This window comes from Exiguobacterium sp. s149 (genome assembly GCF_018618395.1).
In the GTDB taxonomy this organism is placed as follows: domain Bacteria; phylum Bacillota; class Bacilli; order Exiguobacteriales; family Exiguobacteriaceae; genus Exiguobacterium; species Exiguobacterium chiriqhucha.
The window spans coordinates 177,821-196,616 of the sequence record NZ_JACSLZ010000006.1 but is presented as its reverse complement, the minus strand read 5'-3'; the positions used below and the strand labels follow the sequence as shown (position 1 = coordinate 196,616).

At 52.5% G+C, this 18,796-nt stretch carries 19 protein-coding genes; 4 read left to right on the top strand and 15 right to left on the bottom strand.

Features of this window, described 5'->3' with window-relative positions:
- Positions 1-5: 5 nt before the first annotated feature.
- The 4 genes from KNP81_RS10575 to mutY form a co-directional block, all read right to left on the bottom strand.
- Entirely contained in the window at positions 6-1,754 is a 1,749-nt protein-coding gene (locus KNP81_RS10575) for an ABC transporter ATP-binding protein (protein ID WP_214719906.1), read from the bottom strand.
- Positions 1,755-1,791: 37 nt separating this feature from the next.
- The gene (gene ntdP, locus KNP81_RS10570; RefSeq protein ID WP_021067741.1) at positions 1,792-2,334 is read right to left on the bottom strand and encodes a nucleoside tri-diphosphate phosphatase; all 543 of its coding nucleotides are present in this window, start codon (positions 2,332-2,334) and stop codon (positions 1,792-1,794) included.
- An 89-nt stretch (positions 2,335-2,423) separates the two neighbouring features.
- Positions 2,424-2,849: an SRPBCC family protein gene (locus tag KNP81_RS10565; protein ID WP_214719905.1), complete on the bottom strand. Its 426-nt coding sequence runs from the start codon at positions 2,847-2,849 to the stop codon at positions 2,424-2,426.
- Positions 2,836-3,870, bottom strand: coding sequence for an A/G-specific adenine glycosylase (gene mutY / locus KNP81_RS10560; RefSeq protein WP_214719904.1), 1,035 nt, complete (start codon positions 3,868-3,870; stop codon positions 2,836-2,838). Before mutY ends, KNP81_RS10565 begins: the two co-directional genes overlap by 14 nt.
- Positions 3,871-3,957: 87 nt before the next feature.
- Here mutY and KNP81_RS10555 point away from each other — a divergent pair, with 87 nt between their 5' ends.
- Positions 3,958-4,935, top strand: coding sequence for a metal-dependent hydrolase (locus KNP81_RS10555; RefSeq protein ID WP_214719903.1), 978 nt, complete (start codon positions 3,958-3,960; stop codon positions 4,933-4,935).
- 32 nt (positions 4,936-4,967) lie between these two features.
- Here KNP81_RS10555 and KNP81_RS10550 read toward each other — a convergent pair whose 3' ends face one another.
- Positions 4,968-5,501 carry a YceI family protein gene (locus tag KNP81_RS10550; protein WP_214719902.1) on the bottom strand — a complete coding sequence of 178 codons (534 nt, stop codon included), beginning with the start codon at positions 5,499-5,501 and terminating at the stop codon, positions 4,968-4,970.
- 222 nt (positions 5,502-5,723) lie between these two features.
- Here KNP81_RS10550 and exaC point away from each other — a divergent pair, with 222 nt between their 5' ends.
- From exaC to KNP81_RS10535, 3 genes are all read left to right on the top strand, one after another.
- On the top strand, positions 5,724-7,244 hold the full coding sequence (gene exaC, locus KNP81_RS10545; RefSeq protein ID WP_021067746.1) for an acetaldehyde dehydrogenase ExaC: 1,521 nt from the start codon (positions 5,724-5,726) through the stop codon (positions 7,242-7,244).
- A gap of 1 nt (position 7,245) precedes the next feature.
- Positions 7,246-7,605, top strand: a complete 360-nt coding sequence (locus tag KNP81_RS10540; protein ID WP_131438319.1) for a DUF779 domain-containing protein — start codon at positions 7,246-7,248, stop codon at positions 7,603-7,605.
- Between the two features lie 148 nt (positions 7,606-7,753).
- Entirely contained in the window at positions 7,754-8,473 is a 720-nt protein-coding gene (locus KNP81_RS10535; protein WP_214719901.1) for a nuclease-related domain-containing protein, read from the top strand.
- Positions 8,474-8,522: 49 nt separating this feature from the next.
- Here the strand turns inward: KNP81_RS10535 and KNP81_RS10530 are convergent, their stop codons facing one another.
- From KNP81_RS10530 to KNP81_RS10485, 10 genes are all read right to left on the bottom strand, one after another.
- Positions 8,523-9,593: an ABC transporter substrate-binding protein gene (locus tag KNP81_RS10530; RefSeq protein WP_214719900.1), complete on the bottom strand. Its 1,071-nt coding sequence runs from the start codon at positions 9,591-9,593 to the stop codon at positions 8,523-8,525.
- Positions 9,590-10,390 carry an ABC transporter permease gene (locus KNP81_RS10525; RefSeq protein WP_021067750.1) on the bottom strand — a complete coding sequence of 267 codons (801 nt, stop codon included), beginning with the start codon at positions 10,388-10,390 and terminating at the stop codon, positions 9,590-9,592. Before KNP81_RS10525 ends, KNP81_RS10530 begins: the two co-directional genes overlap by 4 nt.
- Entirely contained in the window at positions 10,387-11,208 is an 822-nt protein-coding gene (locus KNP81_RS10520; protein ID WP_034780994.1) for an ABC transporter permease, read from the bottom strand. Before KNP81_RS10520 ends, KNP81_RS10525 begins: the two co-directional genes overlap by 4 nt.
- Positions 11,195-12,301 carry an ABC transporter ATP-binding protein gene (locus tag KNP81_RS10515; protein WP_029596016.1) on the bottom strand — a complete coding sequence of 369 codons (1,107 nt, stop codon included), beginning with the start codon at positions 12,299-12,301 and terminating at the stop codon, positions 11,195-11,197. Before KNP81_RS10515 ends, KNP81_RS10520 begins: the two co-directional genes overlap by 14 nt.
- A 13-nt stretch (positions 12,302-12,314) precedes the next feature.
- Positions 12,315-12,854 (bottom strand): helix-turn-helix domain-containing protein, encoded by a 540-nt coding sequence (locus KNP81_RS10510; RefSeq protein ID WP_021067753.1) that lies wholly within the window; start codon positions 12,852-12,854, stop codon positions 12,315-12,317.
- Positions 12,855-13,019: 165 nt separating this feature from the next.
- Positions 13,020-13,289, bottom strand: a complete 270-nt coding sequence (locus KNP81_RS10505; RefSeq protein WP_021067754.1) for a YfhJ family protein — start codon at positions 13,287-13,289, stop codon at positions 13,020-13,022.
- Positions 13,286-13,600, bottom strand: coding sequence for a YfhH family protein (locus tag KNP81_RS10500; protein ID WP_214719899.1), 315 nt, complete (start codon positions 13,598-13,600; stop codon positions 13,286-13,288). The genes KNP81_RS10505 and KNP81_RS10500 overlap by 4 nt, the downstream gene beginning before the upstream one ends.
- Before the next feature lie 68 nt (positions 13,601-13,668).
- The gene (locus KNP81_RS10495) at positions 13,669-14,847 is read right to left on the bottom strand and encodes an RtcB family protein (RefSeq protein WP_214719898.1); all 1,179 of its coding nucleotides are present in this window, start codon (positions 14,845-14,847) and stop codon (positions 13,669-13,671) included.
- Between the two features lie 9 nt (positions 14,848-14,856).
- On the bottom strand, positions 14,857-16,902 hold the full coding sequence (locus tag KNP81_RS10490; RefSeq protein WP_214719897.1) for an ABC transporter ATP-binding protein: 2,046 nt from the start codon (positions 16,900-16,902) through the stop codon (positions 14,857-14,859).
- A 22-nt stretch (positions 16,903-16,924) separates the two neighbouring features.
- Complete coding sequence (locus KNP81_RS10485; protein ID WP_214719896.1) at positions 16,925-18,649, bottom strand: ABC transporter ATP-binding protein; 1,725 nt, start codon at positions 18,647-18,649, stop codon at positions 16,925-16,927.
- Between the last annotated feature and the right edge of the window lie 147 nt (positions 18,650-18,796).

Here is an 18,796-nt window from a genome sequence, read left to right as displayed (position 1 = left end):
GCGTCTCATTCGACGACTGCCAAATCTTGAATCATATACAAATCGTAATAGGCTCCGCGGCGGCGCATCAGTTCTTCATGCGTCCCGGTCTCCATAATTTGTCCGTTATCGACGACGACAATCTTATCGGCATCGGTGATGGTCGACAATCGGTGCGCGACGATGAGTGTCGTCCGCCCTTTCGTGAGTCGTGCGAGCGAATCTTGAATCATCGCCTCGCTCTCGAGGTCGAGCGCACTCGTCGCTTCGTCGAGAATGATGATTGGCGGATGTTTCAAGAAGACACGGGCGATGGCGAGCCGTTGTTTTTGACCGCCTGACAGTTTGACACCTTTTTCCCCGACCGGCGTATTGTAACCGTCCGCCAAGTTCGAGATGAACTCATGGGCGTTCGCTGCTTTCGCGGCGGCGATGACATCTTCGTCACTCGCTTCCGGATTCCCCATCCGGATGTTCATCGCGACCGATTCACTGAACAGCACCGAGTCTTGCATGACCATCCCAATCTGATCGCGCAGCGCCCGCAGTTTGAAATCACGGACATCGGTGCCATCGATTTTGATGCTCCCCGACGTGACGTCATAAAACCGTGGAATCAAGCTGACGAGCGTCGACTTGCCGCCACCGGACATGCCGACGAACGCGACCCGCTCCCCGGAGCGGATGTGCAAGTTGACGTCGCGGAGGGCACGCGTCCCATCTTTCTCGTACGCGAAGCTGACGCGATCGAGCTCGATGTCACCTGCCGTTTTCACAGGAACGAACGCACTTGGTTTCTCTTCGATGTCATACGGTTCATCGAGGAACTCGAAGACACGGTCCATCGAAGCGACCGACTGGGTGAGCGTCGTCGCCGAGTTGACGAGACGGCCGAGCGGTGCGTAGAGACGGTCGATATACGCGATGAACGCGACGAGCGTCCCGAGTGAGACGTCCCCTTGCAAGACGAGCCACGAGGCCGTCGTGAAAATCAAAATCGGGGCGATGTCGGTGATCGTCGAGACGACGACGTACGTCTTCGCGTTCCACCCTGTATGGCGGAGCGCGGCCTTCAAGAATCCACCGTTCTGTTCTTCGAACGCCTTGTTCTCATACGGTTCGAGGGCGAAGCTGCGGATGACGGCCATCCCGTTGACACGTTCGGTCAAATGACCTTGAAGGTCCGCAAGGGCGGCCGAGCGTTCCCGCGTGAGCCGGCGCAATCGTCCGTAGAAGTAGCGGACGGCGATGGCGTAGAACGGGAGCGGCAAGACGGCGATGAGCGTCAATTGCGGATCGATTGTGTACATGATGGCGATCGCGATTAAAATCGTGACCATATCGAGCCAAATGTTCATCAGGCCGGTGATGACGAAATCTTTCGTCTGTTCGACATCGTTGATGATGCGCGAGATAATCTGTCCCGTCTTATTGTTCGAATAATAGCGGAGTGATAGTTTTTGGACGTGGTCGAACAATCGGTTCCGGACGTCGAACAAAATCCGCGTCGCTGCCCATTGTGCCAAATATTGGCGCAAGTATTCAATCGGTGGCTTCAGGACGAGGAAAACAAAGAAGACGATGCTGAACAGCCAGACGAGCTCGGTATAATCCCTCGCCGGTTCCGGATCTGTCAAATAGTTATCGATGACATATTTATAAAGGAGCGGCAACCCGAGCGGGATTGAGAATTTCAAAATCCCGACGAAAATGGTCAGCGCGATTTGTTTCTTATACGGTTTAACGAACTTTAAATAACGTTTAATACTACCCATTAGTTCCTCCTTCAAGAAAAAAAGCGGAGATGAGCAATCATCTCCGGTAACGTGCTTCGTATTCGCGATACCATTCATCGACGAATGTTGGGTTGAACGGCCCTTTCCGTCCTCGAATCCAGTTAATAAGTTCTTGAACGTTCTGTTTCAAGATTCGATCAATCGCTTTCGGATAATTCATCTCGCGACGATGCCGCTCATATTCATCCTCATCTAAAATCGTGTACGACATATCCGGGAACACCTTGATGTCCAAATCGTAATCGATGTACTTGATGGCACGTTCTGCCCCATCGAACGTTGTCGGCGAACCTAGATTACAGTAGTAGTAAATCCCATCTTCGCGAATCATGCAGATGACATTGAACCAAAACTCAGATGAAAAGTAGCAAATTGCCGGCTCACGTGTTCTCCATTGCCGACCGTCTGACTCACTGACCATAATTCGGTCATTGAATCCGATCATATCCGTTTTTGACGACTGAAGGACGAGCGTTTCTTCCCAAACGCGATGCAAAGTTCCGTTGTGCTTGTAGCTCTGTATCTCGATCTTGCTACCTGCTTTGGGAAATAAGCTCATAAGCTCCTCCTTTCCGCTATGATGCTATACAATTCTCATATTTAATTATAGCGACTTTCAGAACCAATGAAAAAGGAAATCTCTTATTTTCACGAATTTAGTGTTTTTTGGAATGCCTCGGCTCGCGCTTTGAACATCGGCCGGAGCACGAAGTACTCGACGAGGACAGCCGGCACGTAACTGTCGAACGTGACCTCGTCGACCATGACGGCTTGTCCGTCCACTTGTTCGACGCGGTGGACGTGACTGAAGCGACGGAACGGAAACGGCAACTTCACGCCTTGATCACAAAAGGCACGGTCTCCGGCCAATGTGATGGCGCTATTCCAAGGCAAAGCGACCGGCCCGACCCCGATGCGGAGCTGAACGACGTTCCCCTCGACCGAGGCCCCATCCCCAACGAGCGTCACTTTCGGGAAGGACGTCAGTTTTGATAAGAGCGAAGCGTCTTGAAGCAACGTCCATAATGTGTCCACAGACGTGTCGAATCGTGTTCGTACATCAAACTGTCTCATCTTTCGCACCTGCCATCTGCTCTAATTTTTGTTGGGCGACCGATACCGTCACCACGTTGCGCGCCTCTTCGTCGAGCCAAGCCCACTCGCCGTCCGGCAGCGTCTCGACTTCATATAAATCGATGTACCAGACGATATGAGAAAACACATGTTTCACTTGTCCAATATAGGTTCCGTTTAACTGTTCCCCCGTTCCGCGGTCTGTAAGCGGATATTGCCACATTCCAGCGAGCAGACCGGCGTCCGGGCGTTTCACGTATGCGGTCCGACCGTCCTGCCGACAGTAGAGCGCATCGTACATCTCAATCCGAGCCGCTCCTTTTTTCGTCTTGACCGGGAGTTCATCTTGCACGTTATGGGTATAAGCATAACAATCGTCTTGAACGGGACAGAGCGAACACATCGGGTTTTTCGGCGTGCATACCGTCGCCCCGAGCTCCATGATGCCTTCGTTAAAGTCTGAGGCATGCGCCGGGTCCATCAGTTGGCGCACGACTTGTTCGAACAGTTTTCGTGTCTTCGGGATGGCGATGTCGTCATAAATCCCGAATTGACGAGACATGACGCGCATAACGTTGCCATCGACGGCCGGTTCCGGCTGATTGTAGGCAATCGACAACACCGCCCCGGTCGTATACGGTCCGACACCTTTCAGCTTTTCGAACCGCTCTTTTTCCTCGGGGACGATCCCGTCGTACACGGCAACGACCTCTCGGACGGCTTGATGAAGGTTACGGACCCGTGAATAATAACCGAGTCCTTCCCAATATTTGACGACCTCATCGGGTTCGGCCGCTGCCAATGTCTCAATCGTCGGGAACCGCTCCATGAAACGGTTATAGTATGGGATGACGGTATCAACGCGCGTCTGTTGGAGCATAACTTCGCTCACCCAGACCCGATATGGATTTTTTCCGTGGCGCCATGGCAAATCACGCTTTTCGCGATTGAACCACGTCACTAAATTTGTGTTAAATTCTTGAATATTATAATTTGTGAACAATTTATCAACATCGAGCATTTTGTTTCCCCTCGTTTTAAAAATATTGTATGATGTAGTGGATTAAAATATGCGGTTTTTCTACTTTTATGGAGGTGCTGAAGCACATTGGATACTGCTACTCACATTGGGATGGGACTAGGTTTAAGTGCAATCGCGACACTCAGCCCGGAGGTGTCAGGCGACGCACAAATGTTTCTAGCCATGACAGCGACGGCGCTCGTCGGCTCGCACGCTCCGGACTTTGACACGGTCTTCAAACTAAAAGGAAATAGCACGTATTTACGCCAGCACCGCGGTCGTTCACACGGAATAACCGCATTACTCGCCTGGCCGATCATCGTCAGCGCCGTCATCGGACTCGCGCTTGGCGTCAACCCCGCCTCACTATGGGTCATGGCACAAATCGCTGTGTTGCTGCACGTCACGGTCGACTTATTTAACGCCTACGGGACGCAGGCCCTCCAACCGTTTTCGAAAAAATGGATTGGCTGGGGCGTCATCGGGACGTTTGATCCGTATTTGTTCTCTGCCTACTATGGGGCATATGTATTATGGCTTATCACAGGGGCGACTGTCCCGATTTTTGCATTGCTCATTGCGCTCGTCATCAGCTATTACGCGATTCAATTCAAGTTGCGTAACCGCGCCCTCGCCACGGTCGCCCGTCACTTCGCTGGTGCACACGAACTGTTCATCTCGCCAGGTATCGGTTGGGATGACTGGCATGTCGCCGTTCGATTCCGCAACGGTTTAGGTGCCGTCAAAGTGAAAAAAGGGACGGTCATCGAATGCGGTCGTTTCCGTGACAAGCCGATGCCAGGTGAAGATGACCTTCACTTCGTGGAAGCGCGTAAAAATGCGGATCTTCAATCGTTCCTCGAATTCTCGAAGATTCACACGTATACGGTCACACACCACAATGGGATGATCGAGTATCGCTTCACGAACTTACGTTATTTCGCGAAAGATATCTATCCGTTCGTCGCCGTCGTCATCGTCGACGAAGAATCGAATGAAGTGTTGTCTTCATTCACTGGCTGGGTGTTCAGTGAAGAGAGCTTGCAAAAGAAATTGGCCTACTAACAGTAAAAAGTCGCTCACAGGAGCGACTTTTTTTATGCCTCTGACTCCGTGAACTGGAGCTCAAAGTCAAATTTGACTTTTTTATCGACGAGAACGCCACCCGCTTCGAGCGCCTGGTTCCACGTCAATCCGTAATCTTCCCGGTTGATCGACCCGTCCCCGGTAAAGGCGTGTTTCATGTTGCCCCACGGATCTTTCGCGCTTCCCTCGTACTCGACTTCGAACGTCTCTTCCCGGGTCGTCCCGCGAATCGTTAAATTCCCGGTCAATTCGAATTCACCGCCACCTTTTGAGCGGAACGATGTCGACTCGAACACGATGTCCTCGTGTTGCTCCACATCGAAGAAGTCTCCAGACCGTAAATGGTTGTCACGGTCACTGTTGTTCGTATCGATTGATGCCGCCTTAATCGTCACCTTCACGCTTGCGTTCGCGAGATCATCGGGTTGCCCGTTCGCCACGACCTGAAAATCTTTGAACTCTCCTTTTACTTTCGAAATCATCATATGCTTGACCGTAAAGTTGATGGTACTGTGTGCTGGATCGACTTGATATGCTTTTGCCATGAATCCGTCCACTCCTTCGATTTGAAATTGATACTAATATGATGTTTACCACAAATCTTGACTTCAAAACATATCAATTCAAATGTGACAAATTATTGTCAAAAAATTTTGACTTTTATCACAACGACCCGTTACGATGGAAAAAGGGAGCTGTTGACTTACAATAAAATGTAAGCGCATACATAGTCTCTCCTATACTTTACGGAAAAGGGAGGAACGACCATGATTTATGAAGTCCCAAACTCGACAGGCACGAAAGTACACTTTAAAGACCGCTATGAGAATTACATCAACGGAAAATGGACAGCGCCTGCGGGGGGAGAATATTTTGAGAACACCTCTCCGGTAAATGGTAAAGTTTTATGCGAAGTCGCTCGCTCAACGAAAGAAGATATCGAGCTCGCCTTGGATTCGGCCCATGCCGCCAAAGACGCATGGGGCAAAACGTCGGTCACAGAACGCTCCGTCATTTTAAATAAGATTGCCGATCGTATGGAAGCGAACCTCGAGATGCTCGCTTACGCCGAGACATGGGAGAACGGGAAAGCCGTCCGCGAAACGCTCAACGCCGACCTCCCGCTCGCCATCGATCACTTCCGCTATTTCGCGGGCGTCATCCGGTCACAGGAAGGCGGCATCAGTGAACTCGACAACGACACGGTCGCTTATCATTTCAATGAACCGCTCGGTGTCGTAGCCCAAATCATCCCATGGAACTTCCCAATCTTGATGGCGGTCTGGAAAGTCGCACCGGCCCTCGCTGCCGGAAACTGTATCGTGTTAAAACCAGCTGAGCAGACGCCGGCTTCAATCATGGTGCTCATGGAACTGATTGAAGACCTGCTCCCGCCCGGCGTGTTGAATATCGTCAACGGATTCGGGCTCGAGGCCGGCAAACCGCTCGCGTCGAGCGACCGCGTCGACAAAGTCGCCTTCACGGGTGAGACGACGACAGGTCGACTCATCATGCAATACGCCTCACAAAACATCATCCCGGTCACACTCGAACTCGGCGGGAAGTCACCGAACATCTTCTTCGCGGACATCATGGACGCTGATGATGATTTCTTTGACAAGTCGATTGAAGGACTCGTCATGTTCGCCTTGAATCAAGGTGAGGTGTGTACATGCCCTTCGCGCGCGCTTATCCACGAGTCGATTTATGAGCCGTTCATGGAACGGGTGCTCGAACGAGTCAAAGCAATCAAGCTCGGCAATCCGCTCGACCCTGACGTCATGATGGGTGCCCAAGCCTCGAATGAGCAGATGGAAAAAATCTTGTCGTATTTGGAGATCGGAAAGTCGGAAGGCGCAGAGTGCCTCATCGGCGGCGAACGCAACATGATGGACGGCGAACTCGCCGACGGCTATTATGTGCAGCCGACCATCTTCAAAGGCCATAACAAGATGCGCATCTTCCAAGAAGAGATCTTCGGACCGGTCCTATCGGTGACGACGTTCAAAGACGACGCCGAGGCGCTCGCCATCGCGAACGACACGTTATACGGACTCGGTGCCGGCGTCTGGACGCGTGACATGAACCGCGCCTACCGCTTCGGTCGCGAGATTCAAGCGGGTCGCGTCTGGATTAACTGCTATCACCAATATCCGGCCCATGCCGCGTTCGGTGGATACAAAATGTCTGGGATTGGCCGCGAGAACCATAAGATGATGCTCAACCATTATCAACGGACAAAAAACATGCTCGTCAGCTATAGCGAACAAAAACTCGGGTTCTTCTGAGATGGTGAACCGCGTCGAGGCCACCCCCGCCACGCTCGCGCTCCTCGAACAGCTGAAACGAAAACATGGACCGCTCTTGTTTCACCAGTCGGGCGGTTGTTGTGACGGGAGCTCCCCGATGTGTTTCCCGCAAGACGAGTTCATGATTGGCGATCATGACGTCCTGCTCGGAGAAATCGGCGGTTGTCCATTTTATATGCACGAGAAGCAATACGATTATTGGAAACACACCCAGCTCATCATCGACGTCGTCGAGGGCCGGGGCGGTATGTTCTCGGTCGAGGGCGTCGAAGGAAAACGGTTTTTAAGCCGTTCCCGCGTGTTCACGGACGAAGAAAGGGCCGAGTTGCAACAGAGCTGAATGTAGAAGACCAGTCATCTCGGTGGCTGGTCTTTTTTAGTCAAAAGATATCCTTTTCTCAAAATTACATTTCCAATTTAACCCAAAAATCACCCTAAAATTCAGCTCTTTTCGATATAGTAAAAAGAGACACGAAAGGAGGCAGACTATGTCCGAGCTTCTCACGAGCATGCTTAACGGAATGATGATTTCATTGGTCAGTCTATTCGGTCCTTTGTTCCTGGTGATGAGCGGTATATTGTATAGGAAGGTCAAGCGTTATAAACGGAGCCGCTATTATGCCCAGACCGGACACAGCTATTTCAAAGTCGTTCAAGACACCGGCTTATACGGCGAATATTTATGTGTCGCCGCCATCGAGGAGCGCGTCCCGAACCCCCTCATCTTGACGAATCTATATTTGCCCCATCCAAAGAATCGAGAGCGTACGACTGAAATCGATGTGGTGTTCATCAACAAGAGCGGCGTCCACGTGATTGAGTCGAAAAATTATAGCGGCTGGATTTTTGGACATGAACAAGAACGCCATTGGACCCAATCGATGCCGAACCGAAAGAAGTTTCGATTTTTCAATCCGATCAAACAAAACGAGTTACATATGAAAGCGATGGAACAAACGCTTGCTGTGGAGCGGAGTCTGCTCCACTCTTGGATCGTCTTCAGCGATCGGTCGACCTTGAAGCGCATCGACGTGGCCGGCGTTCCCGTATTGAACCGGAAGACATGGAAACAACAGATTGCCTTGTCAGGCGAGGCCCGTTTGACGTTGGCCGAACAGACGGCCATCTACGAGCACCTGCTCCAATTCGCATCTGCGGACGAAGCTGTCAAGAAGGCCCATATCGCCGCCAAGCAACGGGTGACATGATTCCCCGCCCCATCCAAAAAAGTCCCGCTCACGGTGAGCGGGACTCCTTTTATTTACTCTGCATTTTAAAGCGCAAGTATAGTTCGTTATAATACGCGTTCATGCGCTTGCCTAAGTTCTCATACACTTCGAGCTCATCCGTCACTTCTTTCGTCGGATAGAAGCGTTCGTCTGATGTCACTTCTTCATCCAAAAATTCAAGTGCCGCTTCGTTCGGTGTAGAATAGCCAACATAATCGGTGTTTCGGGCCGCGATTTCCGCGTCGAGCATGAAGTCGATGAACTGATGAGCGCCTTCGACGTTTTTCGATGTGTTCGGAATGACGAGGTTGTCGAACCAAAGATTCGTCCCTTCTTCCGGGATGACGTACGTCAACTCTTCGTTCTCGTACATGATTTCGGAGGCGTCACCTGACCAGACGACGGCCGCGGCCGCTTCGCGATTGGCCATGAGCATCTTGATTTCATCGCCGACGATCGCTTTAATGTTCGGCCAGAGTGTCTCGAGCTTCTTCTCCGCTTCGAGCAGCTCATCTTTGTCCGTCGTGTTGAGCGAGTAACCGAGTGAGTTCAGACCGAAGCCCATCACTTCACGCGTCCCGTCTGCGAGCAAGATGTCATTCTCGAGCGGCATGTCCCATAGGTCGTTCCATGACGTAATCTCACCGTCGACGAGTTCAGGGTTATACACGATGCCCACCGTCCCCCAGAAGTAAGGGACCGAGTACGTGTTGCCCGGGTCGAACGACTTGTCGAGGAAACGTGGGTCAATGTTATCGAAGTTCTTGAGCTTGTCATAATCGATTGGCAAGAGCAGGTCTTCTTCAATCATTTTACTGATGGCGTAATCCGACGGGACGGCGATGTCGAACGCCGTGCCGCCTTGCTCGATTTTAGTGAGCATCGCCTCGTTCGAGTCAAAAGTCTGATAGATGACTTTCAAGCCCGTCTCTTCCTCGAACTCTCCAATCAAGTCTTCATCGATATAATCGCCCCAGTTGTAGACGACGAGCGTGTTATCGCCGCCGAATCCTTGCGCCATATTGATTTGATACACCCAGAGCAAGAGGCCGAAACTGACGACGACCGGCACCGTCAACATGATGACCAATTTTTTCATCGTCTTACCTCCTTCGCTTTACCACCGCGTTGGGCGAGCACATAATACCCAAGGACGAGAATGAGTGTGAACAAGAACAAGATGGCTGACAAGGCGTTAATCTCGAGCGAGATGCCTTGACGGGCGCGTGAGTAGACTTCAACGGCAAGTGTCGTAAAGCCGTTGCCCGTCACGAAGAACGTGACGGCAAAGTCATCGAGCGAATACGTGAGCGCCGTGAAGAACCCGGCAAAGATTCCCGGTGTGATGTACGGCAAGATGACTTTCGTCAATACGTCCCACGTACTTGCGCCGAGGTCACGCGACGCATCGATGAGCGTCGGGCTCATCTCTTGCAGCTTCGGCAACACCAAGATGACGACAATCGGTACCGAGAAGGCGATGTGCGCCAATAGCACCGAATAAAAGCCGAGCTGAATCCCGAGCATCGTGAACAAGATGAGGAACGACGCCCCGATGATGACGTCCGGGCTGACGATCAACACGTTGTTGAGCGACAAGAGTGACGTCTTCGTGAAGCGTTGCCGCGCCGTATAGATGGCGAGCGCCCCGATGACGCCGAGCACGGTTGAAATCGTCGCCGACAGCAAGGCGATGACGATTGTGTTTAAGACGATGACGAGCAGGCGGGTGTCGGTAAAGAGCGACTTGTACCAATCGAGCGTAAAGCCTTCAAAGTTACTCATCGTCCCGCCGCTGTTGAACGAGTAGACGACCAAATAGAGAATCGGTGCATAGAGGATGAAGAACACCGCCATCAAATAGAGGTTAGCTAATTTAAATTTTTTCGGTTTCATCGACGCACCGCTCCTTTCGCACCCCAGTCACGTGTGATGACCATGACGAGGACCATCGCCAAAATCAAGAACACGGCAATCGTCGAGCCCATGCCCCAGTTTTGCGTGACGAGGAATTGTTGTTCAATCGCCGTCCCGAGCGTGATGACACGGTTCCCCGCAATCAGTCGAGTGATCATAAAGAGCGACAACGCCGGGATGAAGACGATTTGAATCCCTGACTTCACACCGTCGAGCGTGAGTGGGAAGATGACCCGGCGGAACGTCGTCCAGTTCGAGGCCCCGAGATCGCGCGACGCATAGACGAGCGACGGCGGCAGTTTCTCGATGGCGTTATAAATCGGCAAAATCATGAACGGGATGAAGATGTACACCGACACGAACACGAAACTGAAGTCCGTGAACAAAATCTGTTGCGTCCCGATGCCGATCGCCTCTAAAAACTGGTTCGTGATGCCGTACGTCCCGAAAATGCCGAGGAACGCATAGGCTTTGAGCAATAAGTTGATCCATGATGGCAAGATGATGAGCAAAAGCCAAAGTTGCTTATGCTTCGTCTTCGTCAATAAATAGGCGGTCGGATACCCGATCAAGAGCGAGAAGAACGTGATGAGGAACGCATACCAGAAGGAAGATAACGTCATCGTCAAATACGTCGACGTGAAGAACATCTGATAGTTCTCTAAACTCAAGTTCCCTTCGATATCAAAAAACGAGTAGTAGACGACGAGCAGGAGCGGCGCGATGACGAACAGCGCAATCCATAACCAGTAGGTCGTCAAATAGACCGTCTTCGCGGTTTGACTAGTTTGATTCATGAGCGACCTCCTCATAGGACTCGAGACGACGGTCGAACTCTTCCTCCGTCTCTCCTAAGCGCATGACGTGAATCGCCTCATCATCGAACGTGAGGCCGATTTTCGAACCGACGACCGATTTTTTCGTGGAATGAACGAGCCATTCGTTGCCTTCTTGGTCATAGCAGCAAATCTCATAGTGAACGCCTCGGAACAGTTGCGAGTCGACGTCGACAACAAGTTTCGCAGATTCGACCGATGTCATCTCTAAATCTTCCGGCCGGATGATGACTTCGACTTTCTCATTGCGGTCAAACCCTTGGTCGACACAATCGAACGTCTTCCCGGCGAACGTGACGACGTTGTCCTCTGGCATGACGCCCGGTACGATGTTCGATTCCCCGATGAAATCGGCGACGAAGCGGTTGATTGGCTCATCGTAAATATCGGTCGGTGTACCGCTTTGTACGATTTTCCCGTTGTTCATGACGAAAATCTCATCCGACATCGCGAGCGCTTCTTCTTGGTCGTGCGTGACAAAGATGAACGTAATGCCGAGACGCTGTTGCAATTCGCGGAGCTCATATTGCATCTCGGTCCGGAGTTTCAAATCGAGCGCCGAAAGCGGTTCATCAAGCAAGATGACTTCCGGTTCGTTGACGATGGCACGGGCGATGGCGACACGTTGGCGCTGCCCGCCTGACATCTCATCGATTTCACGTGACTCGTACCCTTTCAAGTTGACGAATTTGAGCGCCTGTTCGACTTTCGTCTTCACGTCCGCTTCTTTCATCTTCTTGATGCGCAGACCGAACGCGACGTTCTCGAACACGTTCAAGTGCGGGAAGAGCGCATAGTCTTGGAACACGGTGTTCACTTGACGTTTGTTCGCCGGCACGTCGTTGATGCGTTTCCCGTTGAACTGGATATCGCCTGCTGACGCATCCGTGAAGCCGGCGATTAAGCGTAAAATCGTCGTCTTCCCACATCCAGATGGCCCGAGCAACGTGTAGAACTTCCCTTTCTCAATCTCGAAGCTGATGTTTTCTAAGACGACGGTGTCATCGTAACGCTTCGACACATTGTCAAAGCGAATAATCGTTTCTGGGTTCATTTCAGTTCCTCCCTTATAAATATGAATGGGTCGCGACGATTAAACATTCACTCTCGCCGTCGTAGTCATTGACGAGTTGATGCGAATCGGAGGCGACGTAATAGAGTGTTTCTCCGGTCTTGGCGAAGTACGTATGATTGCCAAGTTTTAGCGCGATGTGCCCCGATAGGACATAGACAAACGTCTCCGATCGCGACGGCTCATATCGTTTGAACTCGCCCTGCTTCGAGAACGTTAGTAAAATGGGCTCCATCTCTTTTTCGTTCGATTCCGGGATGAGCCATTCAGTCCGATATTTCCGCTCCTCGTCGACGTAGACGGTCCGATCGTCCTCGGTATAGATCACTTTTTGATTCACATCTTCATCAAAAAACTCTTTCGGCGAACATCCGAGCACTTCCAACAAGTCGAATAGTGTCTCAAGCGAAGGTGAACTCAAATCACGCTCGATTTGAGAAATATAGCCTTTACTCAAATCCGTGCGCTCGGCCAACTCTTCTTGCGTCAGCCCTTTCTTGACGCGGAGCCGCTTGATTTTTTGACCGACTTCCAAGTCACAATCCCTCCTTTCGGCTTTGCTTCAAGTTTAGTGAAAGATGATTCCAACTAAAGAAAGTTTATAAATACTTAACTACAAAGCGAACTAATAGCGACCTTTATTATAACGGATTGTGTGCAGTTTGCAAGTAAAAAATCACGCCGATTTCCGGCGTGATTTTTAATGGATGTCGCGCTTGGACATCAAGTGTTTGAACTTCTCATTTTTCGTTTGAAACAGGTGGAGCTGGGGCCCGTATGCATCGATTTGTTGCACGACGTATTGGAACGATTTTGCTTCCCCAGGATACGGTTCACCGGCACGGGCGAGCGTCGTCTCGAAATCCTCCCACAGCACTTCAACCCACGTCAACGCCTCGAGCTCGCTCAAGACATCGTTCTTCTGTTTCAAGATTTCTGCCAAGCGCTCGTATTGTTCGGTCCGGTTCATGTTTTCACCTCCGAAAGCTCCGAGAGCGGAATCGCATGTTCAGCCGTATCCCCTTCGAACGTCCCCCAGCCCATGACGCCGTTCACAAATTTCAAACGGAACGGGCGCTCGTTATAGTTGACGATATACGTCGCCCCCGGCTTGAACGTTTTCGGGTCAATCAAATAACTCTCGGCAATCGCGATCCGTCGCAAGACGACCTCGATCTCACTGACCATGCCCATCTGTTCGGCTTTTCGCTTCCGTTCATGGAGCGCTCGAATCTCTTGTTCGAGCTCATATTTTGATAAATCGCTTAATCGTTTTTCCATTTCGCTCACCTCTCTTGTAGCGTATCAGATTTTTCGTGGAAAAGAAAAAGGCGAAACTGAAACGATGTTCAGTTCGCCTTGAAGTTGTAGAGCGGTTTGATGATTTGATTGATGGTGACGGCCGGCTCGATATAACGGACGATTTCCTTCATCGACTTATAGACAAACGGTGACTCGTCAATCGTCGATGGTCGGACCGAACTTGACCAGACATCTGCCATTGACTTTTTAAATTCGTTGAAGTCGACACGTTTTCGCGCGGCCGAGCGTGACATGACGCGACCGGCGCCGTGTGGTCCCGAGAAGTTCCAGTCTGGGTTCCCCTTGCCAGTACAGATGAGCGAGCCGTCGCGCATGTTCATCGGAATGATGACCCGCTCGCCGTCCCGCGCCGAGATGGCCCCCTTCCGAAGCATCATCGCGTCGTGATCGATGTAGTTGTGGACCGTATCGAATTGATCGACCACGTTCCAGTTCATCGCCTCGACGATGACGTCGGTCATGGCGAGACGGTTGGCGGCCGCATATTGCTGTGCGATGCGCACGTCGTGCATGTAATCTTCCATCGCTTCCCCTTCGACGTAGGCGAGGTCGCGGAAACGTTTCCGTGCCTCACGCTCCGTCTCGAGATAGGCCGAGATGTCCTGCTGCCGTCCCGTTGCCTTCATCCGTTCAATCTCGTCTCGAATGTCGGCCGTCTTCATCATGTGCTCGACCGCCAACTGTTGATAATGGTCGGCGATTTGGACACCAAGGTGGCGTGAGCCGGAGTGGATGACGAGAAACGTGCGTCCCGCTTCGTCCCGGTTCACTTCGATGAAATGATTGCCCGAGCCGAGCGTGCCGACCGAGCGGAGGGCTCGGTCCAGCTTATACGGCGCCCGCACGTCCTCGAGCGGGAGCTCAGAGGCGTAAGCGTGTGCTGTATCCCGGATGTTCATCCCGCTCGGTACGTATTGACGGATGACGTCGTCGAGCCGTTGAAAGTCGATGCGCTTCACCTTGATTTCCGTACAGAGCATGCCACACCCGAGGTCGACGCCGACGAGGTTCGGTACGACCTTGTCGTGAATCGTCATCGTCGTCCCGACGACCGACCCTTTGCCGGCATGCATGTCCGGCATGATTCGAATCGAGGCGCCTTGCGTGAACGGTTGGTCGACGAGCGTTTGGATTTGGGCCCGCGTCGTATCGTCAATCCGTTCATTGAATACTTTGGCCCGGTTATGCTTTCCGATAATCTCCATAAGACCTCCTCAACTGATGGCTTGTTGTTTACTTTGCAGCTCATGCATCCGGGCGTAAACGCCGCCTGCCGCGATGAGCGACTGATGGTTACCCCGCTCGATGATGTGACCGTGGTCGAGGACGAGGATTTGGTCCGCTTCCCGAATCGTCGAGAGACGGTGCGCGATGACGAACGTCGTCCGGCCGTACGTGAGCGTCTTGAGCGCGTCTTGGATGAGTGCTTCCGTCTCTGAATCGACGCTTGCCGTCGCTTCGTCTAAGACGAGGATGGCCGGGTCGAAGACGAGGGCGCGGGCGAAGCTGATCAGCTGGCGCTCTCCGCTCGAGAGCGAGGCGCCGCGTTCGATGACCGGCTCGTCTAACCCGTGTGGCAACTGTTTGACGAAACGATCGGCTCCGACCGCCGTCAATGCGCGCCATACGCGGTCGTCCGAAATCGTCTCGTCGCCGAGCGTCACGTTCGTTCGAATCGAGCCCGTGAACAAGAACGGGTCTTGAAGCACGATGCCGAGATGGGCCCGAACGGCTTGGGTCGGTAGTTTCGTCACGTCCATGCCGTCAATGTTGAGCGTTCCTTCTGACGGGTCATAGAAGCGCATGAGCAAGTTCATAATCGAACTCTTGCCGCTACCGGTATGTCCGACGAGCGCTACCGTCTCACCTGGCGCCGCATGGATATCGATGTGTTGGAGCACCGGCTTCCCGGCTTCATAGCTGAACGACACGTCGTCGAACACGACCTCACCTTTAAAGCGTGCGATACGTTCCGCCGACACGTCTTCCCCTTTCTCGTCGAGCAACTGGAACATCCGGTCTGCCGAGACGAGTGCCTGTTGGAGCGGAGACAGTTGGTTCATGATTTGCGTCACCGGCTCAAAAATCCGTGACACGTAATCGATATAGGCGTACAAAATCCCGAGCGTGAGCACGCTCCCCGTTCCGAGCGTCTGCGCACCGACGACCCAGATGAGTAAGGCGAGTGCCATGTTGCGGAAGAAGTTGACCAAGTTATGCGACATGAGCGCATCCAGTTTGAGCAGCTTCCTTCTTGTTTGGAAGTTATCACTGTTTTTCTCGTTGAACTCGTCATAGACGAGATCTTCTTTGACGTACGACTGAATGATCGGCATCGTTTGGATGCTCTCATTCAATTGGGCGTTCATATCCGCGACGAGGGCGCGGACACGGAAGTTGTTTCGGGTCGACAGGCGTTGGAACAATTTAATCCAAACGATAACGACCGGGATGATGATGAGCGAGACGAGACCGAGGCGCACGTCCAAGAAGAACATGGCGATCAAGACTCCGATCATCATGACGACGCTTTGGAAGACACGTGCGAGCACGCCCAAATATAGGTCGCGAATCGTCTCGGTGTCGTTCGTGACCCGGCTGACGATTTTCCCGATTGGCGTCTGGTCAAAGTAACGGACCGGAATCGTCTGCAAATGCCGCATGACGTCAAGGCGCATCGTTTTGACGATGTTGTGGGCCGAACGTTGCAGGAGCATCTGTTGCCCCCAGTTCAACCCTGCCGCGATGAGAAGCAAGACAACGTACAAACCAGATAGCAACAGCACGGCCCGCAAATCCGTCTCGTAAAAGCGGAAGACGTCGGTCGACGAGAGCGGAACGATATTGTCATACGTCGCCTTCTCTTCGCTTCGCGTGATGGTGAGCACGTCTTCTTCGACCTCACGGACACCACCACTCATGACGGCGTCAGGGACGAGATAATAGCCGTCTGTCGTCTGCACGATCGAGACGGGACGGACGACCGTCTCGCCGTCAAGCCTCGTCTCTTTTTCATAGGAGTTTCCGTCAAAGACGACACTCCCGCCTGACTCGACTTGTACCCAATCCCGCTCGATGGCGACGATGTGGTCGTCGATGATGATTTTGGCGATATACGGTCCGGCCAATTCGGCGCCGACCGCTAAAAATAGTAAGGTCAAACCGAGGAAAATCGAGCGTCTCACTTGTTTGGCATAGCCGACGAGTGAACGGATCGTTTTCTTCCTGCGGACTGGATCTAATTCATATTGATCGATCATGAGAGATTCCCCCTTTCCCGGATTACTCCGACTCTCCTTGTCGAACGTATTGTTCATAATACCAACCGCGTCGTTCCATCAGTTGGTCATGCGTGCCCCGCTCCGTCACACGGCCGTCTTGTAACACAAGAATCTGGTCGGCGTGGGCGACAGCGGACAGGCGGTGTGCGACGATGAACGTCGTCTGTTCGGCCCGGCTCGTCCGGACCGAATCGATGATGCGCGCTTCCGTCTTGGCGTCGACCGCTGAAAGCGAATCGTCGAGCAACAGAATCTCCGGGTCTTTCAAGAGGGCGCGGGCAATCGAGAGCCGTTGTTTCTGACCGCCCGAGAGCATAACCCCTTGTTCTCCGACGACCGTGTCGAGACCGTTCTCCAAATGTTCGATATCAGTGTCGAACGCCGCGAGGCGGATGGCCGTCTCGAGGTCTTGTGCCGACGCATCGTTTGAGCCGAACAAGATGTTGTCGCGGACCGTCTTCGAGAACAGCAAATGTTCCTGCGAGACGTAACCGCTCCAACCGCGGACCGTCTCGAGTTTGATGTCGTGAATCGGGACACCGTTGACGAGTAACGAGTCGTCAATCGGATACTCCCGGAGCAATTGACGCAACAGCGTCGTCTTGCCAGCCCCGGTCGGTCCGACGACCCCAATCGTCTCGCCACGCGACACGTGCAAGACGATGTCTTCGAGTGAGGCACGGGTCGATCCTGGATATTGGAACGACAATGATTTGAACGTGATTTTCTCCGGGACGCCGACTTCGACCGTACCGGTCGAAACGACATCCGGCGTCTCGTTCATCGTCGCTTCGATTCGTTCGAGGCTAGCCGTTCCCCGTTGCACGACGTTAATCAGTTCTCCGAACGCGTACATCGGCCAAATGAGCATCCCGAGATAAATGTTGAACGAGACGAGCTGACCGAGCGTGATGTCGTTCGTGAACACGAGATACGTGCCGAACGACAACCCAATCAAATAACTCAAGCCGACGAGCAGTTTAATGACCGGTTCAAACAAGACGTCGATTTTGGCGACGTGCATGTTTTTGGCCATGACGTCGTCGGTGATTGTATCGAACTTTTTCGTATCCGCATCTTCTTGGACGAACGAGCGGACGACCCGAAGACCTGAAATCGATTCGACGACTTGATCGTTCATCACGCCAAACGCATCCTGCGCCGCTGTGAAGCGGGCATGGATTTGGCGGCCGAGCTTATTCATTGACCAGGCGAGGAGCGGCATCGGTAGGAGTGCCGCGAGCGTCAACTTCCAATCGATGAACACGCCCATGATGGTGAGAGCGATGAGCGTCATATTGAACGAGTCGACGAGCGTCATGACACCGAACCCGGCCGTCCGTTCGACCGCTTTCAAATCGTTCGTCGCGAGCGCCATCAAATCTCCGGTGCGGTGCTGTTGATAAAAGCGCGGTGTCTGCCGGAGCAGATGTCCGAAGAATCTGGCCCGCAATTTTTTCTCGAGCAGGAACGCCGTCCCGAACAGGCGGGCAATCCATACATACGAAAGGACATACGATAAAACCATGATGCTGAGCAATGATCCGACGATGAGGACGAGTCGCTCTGTCGTCAAGCTGCCTTCACGAATCGCATCAATCGCTTGCCCGATAATCCACGGCGGGAGCATATCGACGACCCCGGTGATAATCAACAAGATGATGGCGAAGATATACGTCCGCTTCTGTCTTTTAATAAACCAATCCAATTGTTTAATCAGTTTCATGACTGATTCCCCCTTTCGTCCCTTCCGCGCACGCAAAAAAGCGCACGTCACCTGATTGTGCAACCAATCGGATGAAGTACGCTTCTGAGTCTTCAGTCTTTTGCATGGTCAGGGAAAGGACACTACCCCTATCCAGCTGCCAAATTA

Excerpts from the sequence above, each read along its gene's own strand:
- KNP81_RS10575 (WP_214719906.1), bottom strand. The coding sequence starts at position 1,754 with ATGGGTAGTATTAAACGTTATTTAAAGTTCGTTAAACCGTATAAGAAA.
- ntdP (WP_021067741.1), bottom strand. The coding sequence starts at position 2,334 with ATGAGCTTATTTCCCAAAGCAGGTAGCAAGATCGAGATACAGAGCTAC.
- KNP81_RS10565 (WP_214719905.1), bottom strand. The coding sequence starts at position 2,849 with ATGAGACAGTTTGATGTACGAACACGATTCGACACGTCTGTGGACACA.
- mutY (WP_214719904.1), bottom strand. The coding sequence starts at position 3,870 with ATGCTCGATGTTGATAAATTGTTCACAAATTATAATATTCAAGAATTT.
- KNP81_RS10550 (WP_214719902.1), bottom strand. The coding sequence starts at position 5,501 with ATGGCAAAAGCATATCAAGTCGATCCAGCACACAGTACCATCAACTTT.
- exaC (WP_021067746.1), top strand. The coding sequence starts at position 5,724 with ATGATTTATGAAGTCCCAAACTCGACAGGCACGAAAGTACACTTTAAA.
- KNP81_RS10540 (WP_131438319.1), top strand. The coding sequence starts at position 7,246 with ATGGTGAACCGCGTCGAGGCCACCCCCGCCACGCTCGCGCTCCTCGAA.
- KNP81_RS10535 (WP_214719901.1), top strand. The coding sequence starts at position 7,754 with ATGTCCGAGCTTCTCACGAGCATGCTTAACGGAATGATGATTTCATTG.
- KNP81_RS10530 (WP_214719900.1), bottom strand. The coding sequence starts at position 9,593 with ATGAAAAAATTGGTCATCATGTTGACGGTGCCGGTCGTCGTCAGTTTC.
- KNP81_RS10525 (WP_021067750.1), bottom strand. The coding sequence starts at position 10,390 with ATGAAACCGAAAAAATTTAAATTAGCTAACCTCTATTTGATGGCGGTG.
- KNP81_RS10520 (WP_034780994.1), bottom strand. The coding sequence starts at position 11,208 with ATGAATCAAACTAGTCAAACCGCGAAGACGGTCTATTTGACGACCTAC.
- KNP81_RS10515 (WP_029596016.1), bottom strand. The coding sequence starts at position 12,301 with ATGAACCCAGAAACGATTATTCGCTTTGACAATGTGTCGAAGCGTTAC.
- KNP81_RS10505 (WP_021067754.1), bottom strand. The coding sequence starts at position 13,289 with ATGAACCGGACCGAACAATACGAGCGCTTGGCAGAAATCTTGAAACAG.
- KNP81_RS10500 (WP_214719899.1), bottom strand. The coding sequence starts at position 13,600 with ATGGAAAAACGATTAAGCGATTTATCAAAATATGAGCTCGAACAAGAG.
- KNP81_RS10495 (WP_214719898.1), bottom strand. The coding sequence starts at position 14,847 with ATGGAGATTATCGGAAAGCATAACCGGGCCAAAGTATTCAATGAACGG.
- KNP81_RS10490 (WP_214719897.1), bottom strand. The coding sequence starts at position 16,902 with ATGATCGATCAATATGAATTAGATCCAGTCCGCAGGAAGAAAACGATC.
- KNP81_RS10485 (WP_214719896.1), bottom strand. The coding sequence starts at position 18,649 with ATGAAACTGATTAAACAATTGGATTGGTTTATTAAAAGACAGAAGCGG.